The sequence below is a fragment of the Streptomyces sp. NPDC045955 genome (assembly GCF_056430805.1).
On the sequence record NZ_JBWKKY010000017.1, the window covers coordinates 119,504 to 133,971 of the forward strand.

Sequence of the window (14,468 nt, forward strand, 5' to 3'; positions counted from 1 at the left end):
AGGAGTGGGCGTCGTGACCGCGGAGACCTCCCAGACGCTCGACAGGGGACTACGTGTCCTCAAGCTGCTCGCCGACACGGACCACGGGCTGACCGTGACCGAGCTCTCCCTCAAGCTGGGCGTCAACCGGACCGTGGTGTACCGGTTGCTCGCCACGCTGGAACAGCACGCGCTCATACGTCGTGACCTGGGCGGACGTGCCCGGGTCGGGCTCGGCGTGCTGCGTCTGGGCCGGCAGGTCCACCCCCTGGTACGAGAGGCCGCGATGCCGGCGCTGCGGTCGCTGGCGGAAGACATCGGCGCGACGGCGCACCTGACCCTGGTGGACGGGGCGGACGCCCTCGCCGTGGCCGTGGTGGAGCCGACCTGGACGGACTATCACGTCGCCTACCGGGCGGGATTCCGCCACCCCCTGGACCGGGGCGCCGCGGGCAAGGCGATCCTCGCGGCCCGGCAGCACCCGATGACGGACCCGGGCTTCACCCTGACCCACGGGGAGCTGGAGGCCGGCGCGTGCGGGGCGGCGGCGCCGCTTCTGGGCGTGACGGGCGTCGAGGGCAGCGTCGGCGTCGTGATGCTGGCGGACGTGGTGCCGGAGCGGGTGGGGGCCAGGGTCGTCGAGGCGGCACGAGAGGTCGCGGACGCGCTGCGCTGACGTGTGCGGACGTGCTGCGCTGACGTGTGCGGATCGCTCCTGCCGGGCCCCGGGCGACCTGGGACCGGCCCGATTTCGTACCCGAGTTAGATTGATTCCGTGTTCTCTCGTCTCACGCGTCCCCAGGCCATCGCCGCCTGTGCCCTGCCCGTAGTGGCTCTGCTCGCAACGGCGGTGTTCGCGCCGCTGCCCTTCTCGGTGGCGCAGCCCGGGCAGACGACGAACGTGCTCGGGGAGGACAAGGGCGCCCCGGTGATCACCATCAAGGGCGCACCGACCCGGGACACGCCTGGTCAGCTGCGTATGACCACCATCGTGGCGACCTCACCGGACACCCGCGTCTCGCTCCCGGACGTCATCGACAACTGGTTCCGCACGGACCGGGCGGTCATGCCGCGCGACGCGATCTACCCGAGCGGCGACTCGGTCCAGGAGATCGAGCGGCACAACGAGAAGCAGATGAAGGAGTCCCAGGACGCGGCGACGCAGGCCGCGCTGAACTATCTCGGCCTCGACGACAAGGACGTCAAGGTCGGCCTGAGGCTCGCGGACGTGGGCGGGCCCAGTGCCGGGCTGCTGTTCTCCCTGGGGATCATCGACAAGCTCGACGGCGACGGCACGGGAGGCGATCTCACGGGGGGCCGTGTCATCGCCGGCACCGGCACGATCGCCGCCGACGGCACGGTCGGGGCGGTGGGCGGAGTCGCCCTCAAGACCCAGGCCGCCGAGCGGGACGGGGCGACCGTGTTCCTCGTCCCCAAGGCGGAGTGCGCGGACGCGCGGGCCGAACTGCCGAAGGGCCTGCGGCTGATCCCGGTGACCACGCTGAAGAGCACGGTGAGTTCCCTGGTGGCCCTGGAGACGGGGAAGGGGTCCGTGCCCAGCTGCTAGTGGGCGACGGCTGCCGTCCCCGGCCGGGTGGCGAGTCTTAAACCGACCTCTACGAGGGTCCAGCCGAGGCGGGTACGGAGGCCATGTCTGTTCCGCGCGGCGGGGCGCGGGACACCGGCCTCGGCACGGAGGTCGGCGGCGCGGGCGTGGTGCAGGGCGAGGTGGATGTCCGGGTGCATCTCAGTCCGTCCTGGTGGGGAAAGCGTGGGTGTGGAAGCGAACTTGCTCGGCGCCGGAGGCGTCCTCGGCGGCCTCGCGGTCGCGGTAGGTCTCGATCAGCGTGTGCATCTTCTCGACGAGCTCCCGAGTCAGTTCGGGCGTCAGTCGCAGCGTCCAACTGCTCATGTCCCAGACGCGACTCCACTCCTCGGGCCATGAGTCGCGGTTGCCCAGCCACGTCGACAGTTCCCGGGTCTGCGTGGTGGCGATTTCATGGAGGTACAGGTCCGCCGCCCCTCGTACGGCCGGGTCCGCGTCGTTGAGCAGGGCGTCGTCGAAGCGCAGGCCGTGGTGGACCGCCTGCCACCATCGCTCGCGCCCCTTGCCCCGCTCGGGGGCGTCCTCGACGAAGCCGTACTCCGCGAGTTGACGCAGGTGGTAGCTGGTGGCGCCGCTGGACTCGCCCAGCTTCGCGGCCAGTTGCGAGGCCGTGGCCGGGCCGCCGAAGCGCAGGGCGTCCAGCAGCTGCATCCGCAGGGGGTGTGCGAGGCCGCGCAGGGATCGGGCGTCGAGTTGCCGTACCTGTGGGTTCTGGGGTTCGGTCACCGTGCAAAGCTATCCTTGCAAAGGAATCCTTGCAAGGGTTCCTTTGCAACTTTCTCCACCTGCCCCGGTCACCCCTCCCTGACCAACCCCTCCTCCACCATCCACTCCAGCGCCACCTGGTGCGGATCCTCCCCCTCCACATCCACCCTCGCGTTCAGCGCCCGCGCCACCGTGTTGTTCAGCCGCGCCGTCACCGGTGTCCAGGACACCCGTGATCGCCGGCCACCGCCTGAGGGTCCTCGCGTTGATCACCGGCGCGGCGTTGTAGTCGGGGAAGAACTTCCTGTCGTCCGCCATGACCGCCAGGTCCATGGAGTTGATGCGCCCTTCGCCCCGTCCGACAGGGTCCTCGGGCCGTACTTCTTCGCGCTCTCCTGGTTCATCGCCAGCGCGTACGTGTTGTTCAGGGACGACGCCCGCAGCCAGGCCAGCCCGTTCGCCGCGTCGGCCTTCTTCACCGCCTCCCACTGCGCGCGCGGATCGGTGACCGGCTTGCTGTTCCCCAGGTACGTGATCCAGGCCGTGCCCGTGTACTCGTACCCGGCGTCGGCGTCCCCTTTGCGGACGGCCTCGCGGCTGCCGATGGACCCCTGGATGCCCGTGCGGTCGAGTACCTCCGCCCCGGCCGCCTCCAGGGCGATGCCCATGATCGCGCCGAGGATCAACCCCTCGGTGAACGACTTGGACGTCACCGTCAGGCTCGCGCCCTTCAACGGCTCGCCCCGCCCGACCGACCCGGGCCGCACGTCGTCGGCCATGGGGGAGCCGCTCGTCAGGCCGCACCCCGCGACCAACAATCCCCGCTGCCGGCGCCAGGAACAACCGCCGCCTCATGGCTGGAGCCCCCGGGGCCGCAGGAGCACTTCCGCCACCGAGGCCAGCCAGTCCACCAGCAGCGCCAGGACCACCGTGAGGACCGAGCCCAGCACCAGCACCGGCATCCGCTGGTTGGTGATCCCGGTCGTGATCAGTACGCCCAGTCCGCCGCCCCCGCCGAAGACCGCCAGGGTCGCCGTGCCGACGTTCAGGACGAGGGCCGTGCGGACACCCGCCAGGATCAGCGGGACCGCCAGGGGGAGCTCCACCCGGGTCAGGACTCCCGCCGGGGACATGCCGATGCCTCGGGCCGCCTCCAGCAGCGTCGGGTCGTTCGCCTTCAGGCCCGCGATCGTGTTCGACAGCACGGGCAGCACGGCGTAGGCGATGATGCCGATCAGGGCGGCCCTGCGGCCGATGCCCAGCCAGATGACGAGCAGCGCCAGCAGGCCGATCGCGGGCGTCGCCTGGCCCATGTTGGCGAACGCCATCGCCACCGGAGTGGCCCTGCGGAACGCCGGGCGGGTCAGCAGGATCCCCAGCGGGATCGCGATGACCAGCACGAAGAACGTCGAGATCGCGGTCAGCTGGATGTGCTGCCACAGGGCCTTGGAGACCTGGCCGTCCGACAGGGCGTTGCGGGTCAGCGCGTCCAGGTCGGCCTGCCGGAACCAGAGCCAGGTGGCGAGCAGTACGGCCACCAGGACGGCGGGTAGGACGGTCAGTTTCTGCCAGCCGACGCGTCGGGGCGGGGAGCCGGGTGAGGTCCGGGGTGCCCCGGCTTCTTCTCCGGTCCCCGGCTCGGGGGCGGTGCGCACCGGCCCGGGAGCGGTCACCGCGTCCCTCCGAAGCCGCCCACGCGCGTGACGTCCCCGCCGCCCTGCTGCTCCGCGTGCGTCTGGGACGCCCGCAGGTTCTCCAGCTCGTGCTGGTGCTCCAGCGCGTCGAGCCGGTCGGCCTCCAGCATCTCGTGCACGGAGTTCAACAGCGTCTCCATGTCGACGACGCCCGTGTACTCGCCGCGCCGCCCGGTCACCGCCACCCGCCCGGCCTTGTCGGTGAGCACCGCCTCCAGCGCGTCCCGCAGGGTCGCGTCCCGGGTGACCGTGTCGCGCACCGGCGTCCCGGCGCGGGCCAGCGAGCCGCGGGCCCGCATCAGGTCGCCGCGCCGGAGCCACTTGTAGGGGCGGCCGCGCCGGTCGAGCAGCAGGACCTCGTTGGTGCCGCCGGCCCGCAGCCGGTTGAAGATCTGCTGCAACGGGTCGTCGATCGTCACCGTCGGATAGTCGGTGATCTCCACGTCCCGTACGCGGGTCAGGTTGAGCCGCTTCAGCGCCGCCCCGGCGCCCACGAACCCGGACACGAAGTCGTCCGCCGGGTTGGTGAGGATCGCCTCCGGGGTGTCGAACTGCGCGATGTGGGACCGCTCGCGCAGCACGGCGATCCGGTCGCCGATCTTGATGGCCTCGTCGAAGTCGTGCGTGACGAAGACGATCGTCTTGTGCAGCTCGTGCTGGAGCCGGATCAGCTCGTCCTGGAGATGGTCGCGGGTGATCGGGTCCACCGCCCCGAACGGCTCGTCCATCAGCAGCACCGGGGGATCGGCGGCCAGGGCCCGCGCCACGCCCACGCGCTGCTGCTGCCCGCCGGAGAGCCGGCGCGGGTAGCGGCCGTGGAACTCGCCGGGGTCGAGGCCGACCAGGTCGAGCAGCTCCTCGGTCCGCGCCCTGATCCGGGCCTTCGGCCAGCCGATCATCCTCGGGACGAGGCCGATGTTCTGCGCGACCGTCATGTGCGGGAAGAGCCCCGCGGACTGGATCGCGTAGCCGACCTCGCGGCGCAGCCCGACCGGGTCGATGTCGGTGACGTCCTCGCCATTGATGCGGATACGGCCGCCGGTCGGCTCGACCAACCTGTTGATCATCTTGAGCAGGGTCGACTTGCCGCAGCCCGAGGGGCCGACGAGGACGACGACCTCGCCCGCCTTGATCTCCATGCTCACGTTGTCCACGGCCGGCTGCGCACTGCCGGGGTACCGCTTGGTCAGGCTCTCCAGCTCGATGCAGGCCCCGTGGCCGTCGGTCTCAGACACGGATCCCCCTGGGAATGGTCAGCCGTCCGATCAGGACGTACGCGGCGTCGAACAGCAGCGCCAGGACGATGATGCCGAGCGTGCCGGCGAGGACCTGGTTCAGCGCGTTGGCGCTGCCCAGCGAGGCGAGGCCGCGGAAGATGACGTTGCCGAGGCCGGGGCCCGAGGCGTACGCCGCGATGGCCGCGATGCCCATCAGCATCTGGGTCGCGACCCGGATCCCGGTCAGGATCGGCGGCCAGGCCAGCGGCAGCTCGATCCGCAGCAGCCGGGCCGGGCGGGACATCCCGATGCCCGTGGCCGCGTCCACCAGCGCCGGGTCGACCCCGCGCAGCCCGACGATCGCGTGGCGCACGACCGGCAGCAGCCCGTACAGCGTCAGCGCGATCACGGTCGGCGGCACGCCCAGCCCCACGACCGGGATGAGCAGGCCGATCAGGGCGAGCGCCGGCACGGTCAGGACGGTGGCGGTGGTCGTGGTCGCGAGGTTCCCGGCCCACTCGCTGCGGTAGGTGGCGACGCCGATCAGGACCCCGAGCACGGTCGCGACGACCATGCACTGGAAGACGGCGCTCGCGTGCTGGTAGGCGTCCGTGAGCAGCTGCTGGTGCCGCCCCGCCACGTACTCCCAGAAGTTCACACGCGCTCACCCCTAGACTTCAGCGAATTCTTGCGAGGCACCCCGGACGTTTACGCCCGGGAGGAATCACGTCCCCGTGGCTGCGGCGCGGAGCGCCGCAGCATCACTGTGTCGGCTCGGCCGGGGAGCGGTCGGGTGATGTGAGCGCGTGGTCGGTTGAGTCACTCGATGTGATGAACGCGGCCGAACGCGTGGTGGCATCTCGTACGGTTTGCCTACGATCAGTGATCGTGAAACTGGTGGTGCAGGTCAAACTGGAGCCGACGCCCGGACAGGCGGCGGCGCTTGAGGCGACCCTGCGAGCCTGTAACGAGGCCGCCACCTGGGTGAGTGAGATCGCCTTCGAGCGCGGGGAGTTCAAGAACTTCCCCCCTGCGCAAGCACACCTACGACGAGGTGAAGTCGAGGTGGAGCCCGGGCGCGCAGGCCGCCCAGCGCGTGATCAAGAAGACCTGTGACGCCTACACCACGCTGAAGGCGAACCTGAAGGCCGGCAACCTCGGCAAGCCCGGCGCGAAGCGCTACCGCAAGGCCACCGAGAAGCCTCTCGCCTTCCGCCCCCAGGGCGCCCAGCCCTACGACGACCGGATGCTCTCGTACAGATCGCCGAGCGCACGGTGTCGGTCTGGACCACGTCGGGGCGCGTCAAGAACGTGGCCTTCACCGCCTCGGTGGAGCAGCTCGCCACGCTCGCCCTGTGCCGCAAGGGCGAGTCCGACCTGCTGGAACGCGACGGCATGTGGTTCCTCAGCGCCACCTGCGAGGTCCCCGAGGCGGAGCTGAACACGGCTCCGGCGGACTTCCTCGGCATCGACCTGGGCATCGTGAACATCGCCACCACATCCGACGGCGAGATCATGGCCGGGTGCGAGCTCAACCGCGTCCGGGTCCGTGAGCGCGGCCTGCGCACCAAACTGCAGAAGAAGAACACCCCGTCCGCGAAACGGCGCCTGAAGAAACGCAGGCGCAAGGAGGCGCGGCGGGCGAAGGACATCAACCACAAGATCGCGAAGCATGTGGTGGCCGAGGCAGAACGCACCGGTCGCGGAATCGCCCTGGAAGAGTTGACGGGCATCCGTGAGCGGGTACGGCTTCGCAAGCCCCAACGGGCCACCCACTCCTCCTGGGCGTTTCACCAGCTCGGAGAGTTCGTCGCGTACAAGGCCCGCAAGGCCGGGGTGCCAGTAGTGCACGTCGACCCGGCGTACACCTCGCGCACCTGCGCCGAATGCGGGCACATCGACAAGGCGAACCGGGTCTCCCAGGCCTTCTTCGCATGCCGGAACTGCGGATTCGTTGATCACGCAGACCGATGGGGGCACCTCCCGCTCGAGCGAAGCCGAGAGTGGGGGAGGCTCCCGCAACATCCGCGCCCGCGCGTGGGAGTTGTGGCGACGCGGGGCCCAGTCAACGGCCCCCGCCCGACCCCGGGCATCCCGGGGTGGGGCTGGACGCAAACGCAGCATCACAGCCAGTGATGCCCGTTGTGCAAGCCCGGGACCTTAGTCCCGGGTAGTTGACGTCTCCTCCGCGGCCTGCTCCACCAGCGGGATGATCCGCAGCGGAACGGGGTTCTCCATGACGATCGCCGTGGAGGCCCGGACGATGCCATCAAAACCGACGACCCGGTCGATCACACGCTGGAGATCGGCGTTCGAGCGGGCCACCAGCCGGCACAGCATGTCCCCGCTGCCGGTGGTGGTGTGCAGCTCCAGCACCTCGGGCACGGACGCCAAGTGGGCGCGTACGTCGGCGCCTTGGCCCTGCCGGATCTGGAGGGTCGCGAACGCCGTGACCGGGTAGCCGAGCGCCGCCGGGTCCACCTCCGGGCCGAAGCCGCGGATGACTCCGTTCGACTGAAGCCGGTCCAGCCGCGCCTGCACGGTGCCCCGGGCCACGCCGAGCCGGCGCGACATCTCCAGCACCCCGATCCGCGGCTCCCGGGCCAGCAGCAGGATGATCCGGCCGTCCAGATGATCGATCGCCACAGCAGCCTCCCTGGCATGGTCATCCTGTACAGAAGCGCCGTCGATACGGCCGTATTGCTGAACAGATTGCCCAGCGGAAAAGCAAACTATTGCGCACCTTGCCGAGCGGGGAGACCCTGCGGCTATGACGCAGACCACACACCACACTCCCGACACCGCCCGGCAGGCCGACCCCTTCCCGGTCAAGGGAATGGACGCGGTCGTCTTCGCCGTGGGCAACGCCAAGCAGGCGGCGCACTACTACTCCACCGCCTTCGGCATGAAGCTGGTCGCCTACTCCGGGCCGGAGAACGGCAGCCGCGAGACCGCTGCCTACGTCCTGGAGAACGGCTCCGCCCGCTTCGTCCTCACCTCGGTCATCAAGCCGTCCAGCGACTGGGGCCACTTCCTCGCCCGGCACGTGGCCGAGCACGGCGACGGCGTCGTCGACCTCGCCATCGAGGTGCCGGACGCGCGCGCCGCGTACGCCTACGCCCTCGAACACGGTGCCCGCTCGGTGGCCGAGCCGTACGAGCTGAAGGACGAGCACGGCACGGTCGTCCTGGCCGCCATCGCCACCTACGGCGAGACCCGCCACACCCTCGTCGATCGCTCCGGCTACGACGGCCCGTACCTGCCCGGCTTCGTGGCGGCCCAGCCGATGGTCGAGCCGCCCGCGCAGCGCACCTTCCAGGCGATCGACCACTGTGTCGGCAACGTCGAGCTCGGCCGGATGAACGAGTGGGTCGGCTTCTACAACAAGGTGATGGGCTTCACGAACATGAAGGAGTTCGTGGGCGACGACATCGCCACCGAGTACAGCGCGTTGATGTCGAAGGTCGTCGCCGACGGCACGCTCAAGGTCAAGTTCCCGATCAACGAGCCGGCCGTCGCCAAGAAGAAGTCCCAGATCGACGAGTACCTGGAGTTCTACGGCGGCGCGGGCGTCCAGCACATCGCGCTCAACACCAACGACATCGTCCAGACGGTCCGCACCATGCGCGCGGCCGGCGTGGAGTTCCTCAACACCCCCGACTCGTACTACGACACGCTGGGGGAGTGGGTCGGCGAGACGCGGGTCCCGATCGACACCCTGCGCGAGCTGAAGATCCTCGCCGACCGTGACGAGGACGGCTACCTGCTGCAGATCTTCACCAAGCCGGTCCAGGACCGCCCGACCGTCTTCTTCGAGATCATCGAGCGCCACGGCTCGATGGGCTTCGGCAAGGGCAACTTCAAGGCCCTGTTCGAGGCGATCGAGCGCGAGCAGGCCCGCCGCGGCAACCTGTGATCCGATCGCCCCTCCGAGCTCGTGCGGGTGTCACGGGGCACCCGCACGCCCGGCGGATGCCCGGGGAGCCCACGGCCGGTCCGGCACCGCCGGGCCGTGCCGGCGTCCACGACACCGCCGCGGCCGGATCAGGCGACGGCGGTGTCGTGGCCGCCGCGACGAGGCGCCACCACGACTGCGCTGTCCGGCGGCGCCGAATTCAGCCGGGCTCCCCGTCCATCACCGGCACCCCCTCGTCCGGCGGCTCACCCAGCGCCTCCACAGCCGCCCGCGCCGCAGGCGCATGCAGGGGCGAGAAGTGCGGGTTGATCCGCAGCGCCTCCGCGAGGTGGCGTCGTGCGGCCCCGTACCGCTCCAGCTCCCGCTCGTCGATCAGCTCCGCCAGGCCGGGCAGCGCCGCCGGCACCCCGGCGCCGACCGCCGCCATGGCCCGCGCCCCCGGTGACGGCGGAGCGGGCTCGGCGGGCCGCTCCCACGGCAGCAGTACCAGCACCCCGCCGAGCACGGCACACCCCGCGACGGAGGCGAGCACCACCCGCCGGGTGCGCAAGCGGCCCTCAGGGGGCTTCCGCTGGTTCTCCATGGCGCTCACTGTGCGTCAGTACGACGACCACACCCGGGCAGGCGAAGGGCGCCGCCGACGGGTTCACACCGATGGCCCCGGGTGCGAACCTGTGATCATGAGCCGTATCGAAGCGCCCAGCTCCGAAGGCGCGGACACCGCAGCGACCGGCAACCTCGTCGACCTCCTGCTCGGCGGCCTGCCCGCCGAGGCGGTCCTCACCGACCCCGACGTCACGGCCTCCTACGCCCATGACATGGCGAGCTTCTGCCCGGCCGGCGCCCCGGCCGTGGTCGTCCTGCCCCGCACGGTGGAGCAGGTCCAGCACGTGATGCGCACCGCGACCGCCCTGCGCGTCCCGGTCGTGCCGCAGGGCGCCCGCACCGGACTGTCCGGCGCCGCGAACGCCTCCGACGGCTGCATCGTGCTCTCCCTGACCAAGATGGACCGCATCCTGGAGATCAACCCGGTCGACCGCGTCGCCGTCGTCGAGCCCGGCGTGATCAACGCCGCCCTGTCCCGGGCCGTCGGCGAACACGGCCTGTACTACCCGCCGGACCCCTCCAGCTGGGAGATGTGCACCATCGGGGGCAACATCGGCACGGCCTCGGGCGGTCTGTGCTGCGTGAAGTACGGAGTCACCGCCGAGTACGTCCTCGGACTGGACGTCGTCCTCGCCGACGGGCGGCTCATGTCCACCGGCCGCCGCACCGCCAAGGGCGTCGCCGGGTACGACCTGACCAGGCTGTTCGTCGGCTCCGAGGGCTCGCTCGGCGTCGTCGTGCGGGCCGTGCTCGGCCTGCGTCCCAAGCCGCCCGAGCAGCTCGTGCTGGCCGCCGAGTTCGCCTCCGGGGCCGCCGCCTGCGACGCCGTGTGCCGCATCATGGAGGGCGGCCACGTCCCGTCACTCCTCGAACTCATGGACCGTACGACGGTCAAGGCCGTCAACGACCTGGCACAGATGGGCCTCCCGGAGACCACCGAAGCCCTGCTCCTGGCCGCCTTCGACACCACCGACCCGGCCGCCGACATCGCCGCCGTCGGCGCGCTGTGCGAGGCCGCCGGCGCCACCCAGGTCGTCCCGGCCGACGACGCGGCCGAGTCCGAACTGCTCCTCCAGGCGCGCCGGTTGTCGCTCACCGCGCTGGAGGCGGTCAAGGGCGTGACGATGATCGACGACGTGTGCGTGCCCCGCTCCCGGCTCGCCGAGATGCTCGACGGCGTCGACCGGATCGCGGAGAAGTACCGGCTCACCATCGGGGTCGTCGCCCATGCGGGGGACGGCAACACCCACCCGACGGTGTGTTTCGACCCGGCCGACCCCGACGAGTCCCGGCGCGCCCGCGAGTCCTTCGACGAGATCATGGCCCTCGGCCTGGAACTCGGCGGCACCATCACAGGCGAGCACGGCGTCGGCGTGCTGAAGAAGGAGTGGCTGGCGCGCGAGATCGGCCCCGTCGGGATGGAGATGCAGCGGGCCGTCAAACAGGCCTTCGACCCGCTGAACATCCTCAACCCGGGCAAGCTGTTCTGAAGGTCGCGCGTCCTCACTGCGCGAGCAGCTCGGCCAGCTCGTCGTCCAGACCGAGCTGCTCACTCTCCGTCCCCGGCGGGACCACCCGCAGCGTGCGCTCCAGCCAGGCCGCCACCGGGGCCGCGGGCGCCTCCAGCAGGGCGTCCCCGTCGGGTGAGGTCAGCGCCACCAGCAGGACGCTGCGCCCCTCCGCCTTCGTCGGCCACACCCGCACATCCCCCTGCCCGTACGGCCGGAACACGCCCTCCACCAGCAGGTCCCGGGCGAACGTCCAGTGCACCGGGTGCGCGGAGTCGAAGTGGAAGGTGACGTGGACGGCGTACGGATCGTCGGTGACGTACCCGAGTCTGGTCGGCACCGGGATCCGGCGCTGCGGCGACAGGACGAGTTTCAGCTCCAGTTCGCGTTCCACCACGGTGCGCATGGCGGTGTTCCCTTCTCTGCACGGCTGCCCTGAGGGCCGGTCGGCAGGAGAGAGCGCGCCGGGGCGGCGGCATTACGCGCGTTGCCGGAAGTTTTTTTCGCAAGGGGGCGCCGGGCCGCGCGATGCGTAGCACATCGGTGCTCGAAAGGGGTGGGTCCGGTGGGAGCGGCGGTGGGGCTTGCGCACGTCTGATAGATGTGGAGGCCCCCATTTGGCCCTCGAGCAGATACGGGACGACGGAGATGAGCGCCCCAACCCCGGCCCCCGGTGACGACAGGCCCCGCGAAGGTTATTACCCGGACCCGTCCATTCCTGGATATGTCCGGTACTGGAACGGTGCCTCCTGGGTACCGGGCACCAGCCGTCCCGCACCCAAGGACGGCGAGACGCTCGCGCCGCCGCCCGGCGCGGGGTCGGGGGCCGGGGCGGAACAGCCCGGCACCGCCGGCTCCGCCTCCGGCTCGGTCGAGGAGACCGGTCCGCACTTCTTCGACGAGGACCCGGCCGACGAGCCGTCACCTGCCGACGCCCAGCACGGCAGCCGTCCCGAACCCGCGACCGCCTGGGGCGCCGACCGCTCCCGCCAGACGGGCTTCGGCGGCGACCAGGACCGTCGTGTCTCGTGGGGCGCACCGCAGGGGGCACAGGGAGCGGCCCAGCAAGGAGCGGCTCAGCAGGGAGCAGCCCAGCAAGGTGCGGCTCCGCAGGGAGCACGCCAGCAGGGTGCCGACCCGAGGGTGGCGCACGCCGACCGGCAGCCGCCCGGCGAGTCCGCCCGGCAGGGGGAACCACCGTCTGCGGCCGACCAGGAGGCGAACGCCGCGGCCGCCGGCAGCACGTTCGTCTTCCGCCGTCCGACGGGGAAGGCCGGGGGAGCGGCCTCCGCCGATGCCCCCGACGAGGGCACGATGACGTTCCGCGCGGTGCCGCCGCGTCAGGGCCCGGCCGCGGCCTCGGCTTCCGGCGGTCCGGGCAGCGGCCCGGCGGGCTCCGGGTTCGGTGCGCCGGGCGGGCCGGGCGGATCCGGCAGCAATGCGGCAGGGCCTGGCTTCGGCTCTCAGGGGGCGGCGCCCGGTCCCGGCTTCGGGGCCCAGGCCGGTCCGGCCGGCGGTCCGGCGGGACCCGCCTTCGGCGCGCAGGGCGGTGCGGGCGCCTCCGGTGACGCCTCGAACCGCCCCGGCTTCGCCGCCGGGAAGGCCGCCGCCGCCCGCGCCGCCGCCCAGGCAGACCCCGGCGTCCAGGCTTCCCCGGCCGCTCCGCCGGCGCTGTCCGGGCCTCAGGCGGTGCCCACCGTGCCCCCGCAGTCCGGCGGGCCCCAGCCCGGCCCCGCCGCCTCCGCCACGCCCCTCAGCGCCGGTCCCGGCGGCGGCCAGTCCTCCTGGGCACAGCAGGTGCACCGGCTCGCCGGGGCGGGCGGCGATGACCAGCCCGTCGCGCCCTGGAAGCCGCCGACCGAGGACATCTTCCAGGCGGCCGCGCGGCGCCAGGCGTCGGCCCGCCCCGCGGGGCTCGGCAAGCGGCTGGCCGCCCGGCTGCTGGACACCCTCGTCCTCGCCGGCGTCACCGCCGGGGCCGCCGTACCGCTCGGCATCAAGGCGGTCGATCACGTCAACGAGAAGATCGAGGAGGCCAAGCTCTCCGGCGAGACCGTCACGGTCTGGCTGCTCGACGGCACCACGTCGGCGTACCTCGGCATCGTCCTGGCCGTCCTGCTGCTCGTCGGTGTCGTCTGCGAGGTGCTGCCCACCGCCAAGTGGGGCCGCACCCTCGGCAAGAAGCTGATGGGTCTCGACGTGCGGGACATCGAGGGCCACGACACCCCGGAGTTCGGGGCGGCCCTGCGCCGCTGGCTGGTCTACAGCGTGCCCGGACTCCTCGTCGTCGGGATCATCGGCATCGCCTGGTGCCTGTTCGACAAGCCGTGGCGCCAGTGCTGGCACGACAAGGCCGCGCACACGTTCGTGGCCGGCTGAGCAGCACGGCTACGTCCGGCACGGGACGGCCGCGTACTACCGCGGCATCAGGTGAATCCGTACCTCGGACGGCCGTCTGCCGGATGCGGAGCCGGAGGGTTCGCGGTCGACTCGGGCCATGAGCAGTGAACCGCCCCCCGGCTCCGGTCAGCAGCCCCCGGAAGACGATCCGTTCAGGAAGCGGCCCCCGGGCGAGCAGCCCGGCGAGGGCGCGGGCTCGCCCTACGACCCGCGCTACCCGGGCGGCGGCCCCGGCGGTACCCCGCCCGGCGGCGGCCAAGGCCCCTACGAAGGACCTCCCGGCGGCGGCCCCTACGGCGGCTCCCCCTATGGCGGCGGCTCCTATCCCACCGACCCCCTCGCCGGCATGCCCCCGCTCGCCGACAGCGGCAAGCGCACGCTCGCCCGCATCATCGACATGATCCTGGTGGGTGTCGTCGTCTGGTTGCTCACGTGGGGCTTCGGCGTCAACGAGTACGACGTGGACAGCGACCGCATCGAGGTCGGCAAGTCCTTCTGGCAGTCGGGGGTCGCCGCCGTCCTCTACATCGCCTACGACACCCTCCTGACCGCGCGGACCGGCCAGACCCTCGGCAAGAAGCTGCTGCACATGCGCGTGGCCAACCTCGACGACGGCGCCACGCCCTCCGTGCAGAACGCGTTGATGCGCGCGGCGGTGCTGTGGATCCCGTTCGCCTTCTGCTGCGCCTGCGTCTGGACCGCGATCTCGGGCGGCTGGAGCTTCTTCGACCGGCCCTACAAGCAGGGTCTGCACGACAAGGCGGCCAAAACGGTCGTGGTCAGCACCAATTGAGGCACAGACGTATCAACCGGAGGTAAACAAGGGGCAGTGGGAGG

General features: G+C 71.5%; 14 protein-coding genes and 2 pseudogenes. 7 read left to right on the forward strand and 9 right to left on the reverse strand.

Annotated elements, in window-relative coordinates:
• The first annotated feature begins 13 nt into the window (after positions 1–13).
• Positions 14–655 (forward strand): IclR family transcriptional regulator, encoded by a 642-nt coding sequence (locus AC07F0_RS30045; RefSeq protein ID WP_436728303.1) that lies wholly within the window; start codon positions 14–16, stop codon positions 653–655.
• Between the two features lie 99 nt (positions 656–754).
• The gene (locus AC07F0_RS30050) at positions 755–1,546 is read left to right on the forward strand and encodes a S16 family serine protease (protein WP_478983168.1); all 792 of its coding nucleotides are present in this window, start codon (positions 755–757) and stop codon (positions 1,544–1,546) included.
• On the opposite strand, the gene AC07F0_RS30055 is transcribed toward AC07F0_RS30050, so the two are convergent.
• From AC07F0_RS30055 to AC07F0_RS30080, 6 genes and pseudogenes are all read right to left on the reverse strand, one after another.
• Positions 1,543–1,725, reverse strand: coding sequence for a hypothetical protein (locus tag AC07F0_RS30055; protein WP_478983169.1), 183 nt, complete (start codon positions 1,723–1,725; stop codon positions 1,543–1,545). The genes AC07F0_RS30050 and AC07F0_RS30055 overlap by 4 nt on opposite strands.
• A 1-nt stretch (position 1,726) precedes the next feature.
• Positions 1,727–2,311: an ArsR/SmtB family transcription factor gene (locus AC07F0_RS30060; protein ID WP_478983170.1), complete on the reverse strand. Its 585-nt coding sequence runs from the start codon at positions 2,309–2,311 to the stop codon at positions 1,727–1,729.
• Positions 2,312–2,379: 68 nt separating this feature from the next.
• Positions 2,380–3,069 (reverse strand): annotated as a pseudogene (locus tag AC07F0_RS30065) (glycine betaine ABC transporter substrate-binding protein).
• A 72-nt stretch (positions 3,070–3,141) separates the two neighbouring features.
• Entirely contained in the window at positions 3,142–3,963 is an 822-nt protein-coding gene (locus AC07F0_RS30070; protein WP_478983171.1) for an ABC transporter permease, read from the reverse strand.
• A complete protein-coding gene (locus tag AC07F0_RS30075; protein ID WP_478983172.1) occupies positions 3,960–5,219 on the reverse strand; it encodes a betaine/proline/choline family ABC transporter ATP-binding protein in 1,260 nt (419 codons plus the stop codon). Before AC07F0_RS30075 ends, AC07F0_RS30070 begins: the two co-directional genes overlap by 4 nt.
• Positions 5,212–5,859, reverse strand: a complete 648-nt coding sequence (locus tag AC07F0_RS30080; RefSeq protein ID WP_478983173.1) for an ABC transporter permease — start codon at positions 5,857–5,859, stop codon at positions 5,212–5,214. Before AC07F0_RS30080 ends, AC07F0_RS30075 begins: the two co-directional genes overlap by 8 nt.
• A 230-nt stretch (positions 5,860–6,089) precedes the next feature.
• Between AC07F0_RS30080 and AC07F0_RS30085 the strand changes: the two are divergent.
• A pseudogene (locus AC07F0_RS30085) lies at positions 6,090–7,365 on the forward strand (RNA-guided endonuclease InsQ/TnpB family protein).
• Here AC07F0_RS30085 and AC07F0_RS30090 read toward each other — a convergent pair.
• Positions 7,362–7,847: an Lrp/AsnC family transcriptional regulator gene (locus AC07F0_RS30090; protein WP_478983174.1), complete on the reverse strand. Its 486-nt coding sequence runs from the start codon at positions 7,845–7,847 to the stop codon at positions 7,362–7,364. The pseudogene AC07F0_RS30085 and the gene AC07F0_RS30090 overlap by 4 nt on opposite strands.
• 124 nt (positions 7,848–7,971) lie before the next feature.
• On the opposite strand from AC07F0_RS30090, the gene hppD reads away from it, so the two are divergent.
• Positions 7,972–9,117, forward strand: coding sequence for a 4-hydroxyphenylpyruvate dioxygenase (hppD, locus tag AC07F0_RS30095; RefSeq protein WP_478983175.1), 1,146 nt, complete (start codon positions 7,972–7,974; stop codon positions 9,115–9,117).
• Between the two features lie 199 nt (positions 9,118–9,316).
• Here hppD and AC07F0_RS30100 read toward each other — a convergent pair whose 3' ends face one another.
• Positions 9,317–9,700 carry a hypothetical protein gene (locus AC07F0_RS30100; protein WP_478983176.1) on the reverse strand — a complete coding sequence of 128 codons (384 nt, stop codon included), beginning with the start codon at positions 9,698–9,700 and terminating at the stop codon, positions 9,317–9,319.
• Positions 9,701–9,791: 91 nt separating this feature from the next.
• Between AC07F0_RS30100 and AC07F0_RS30105 the strand changes: the two genes are divergently transcribed.
• Positions 9,792–11,213, forward strand: coding sequence for an FAD-binding oxidoreductase (locus AC07F0_RS30105; protein WP_478983177.1), 1,422 nt, complete (start codon positions 9,792–9,794; stop codon positions 11,211–11,213).
• A gap of 13 nt (positions 11,214–11,226) precedes the next feature.
• Here AC07F0_RS30105 and AC07F0_RS30110 read toward each other — a convergent pair whose 3' ends face one another.
• Positions 11,227–11,637, reverse strand: a complete 411-nt coding sequence (locus AC07F0_RS30110) for an SsgA family sporulation/cell division regulator (RefSeq protein WP_478983179.1) — start codon at positions 11,635–11,637, stop codon at positions 11,227–11,229.
• Between the two features lie 242 nt (positions 11,638–11,879).
• Here AC07F0_RS30110 and AC07F0_RS30115 point away from each other — a divergent pair, with 242 nt between their 5' ends.
• Positions 11,880–13,610 carry an RDD family protein gene (locus tag AC07F0_RS30115; protein ID WP_478983180.1) on the forward strand — a complete coding sequence of 577 codons (1,731 nt, stop codon included), beginning with the start codon at positions 11,880–11,882 and terminating at the stop codon, positions 13,608–13,610.
• Positions 13,611–13,728: 118 nt separating this feature from the next.
• On the forward strand, positions 13,729–14,424 hold the full coding sequence (locus AC07F0_RS30120; RefSeq protein WP_478983181.1) for an RDD family protein: 696 nt from the start codon (positions 13,729–13,731) through the stop codon (positions 14,422–14,424).
• Positions 14,425–14,468 lie beyond the last annotated feature (44 nt).

Bases quoted from the DNA above. Each gene is read 5' to 3' on its own strand.
- AC07F0_RS30055 (WP_478983169.1), bottom strand. From the start codon at position 1,725: ATGCACCCGGACATCCACCTCGCCCTGCACCACGCCCGCGCCGCCGAC.
- hppD (WP_478983175.1), top strand. From the start codon at position 7,972: ATGACGCAGACCACACACCACACTCCCGACACCGCCCGGCAGGCCGAC.
- AC07F0_RS30100 (WP_478983176.1), bottom strand. From the start codon at position 9,700: ATGGAGAACCAGCGGAAGCCCCCTGAGGGCCGCTTGCGCACCCGGCGG.
- AC07F0_RS30110 (WP_478983179.1), bottom strand. From the start codon at position 11,637: ATGCGCACCGTGGTGGAACGCGAACTGGAGCTGAAACTCGTCCTGTCG.
- AC07F0_RS30115 (WP_478983180.1), top strand. From the start codon at position 11,880: ATGAGCGCCCCAACCCCGGCCCCCGGTGACGACAGGCCCCGCGAAGGT.
- AC07F0_RS30120 (WP_478983181.1), top strand. From the start codon at position 13,729: ATGAGCAGTGAACCGCCCCCCGGCTCCGGTCAGCAGCCCCCGGAAGAC.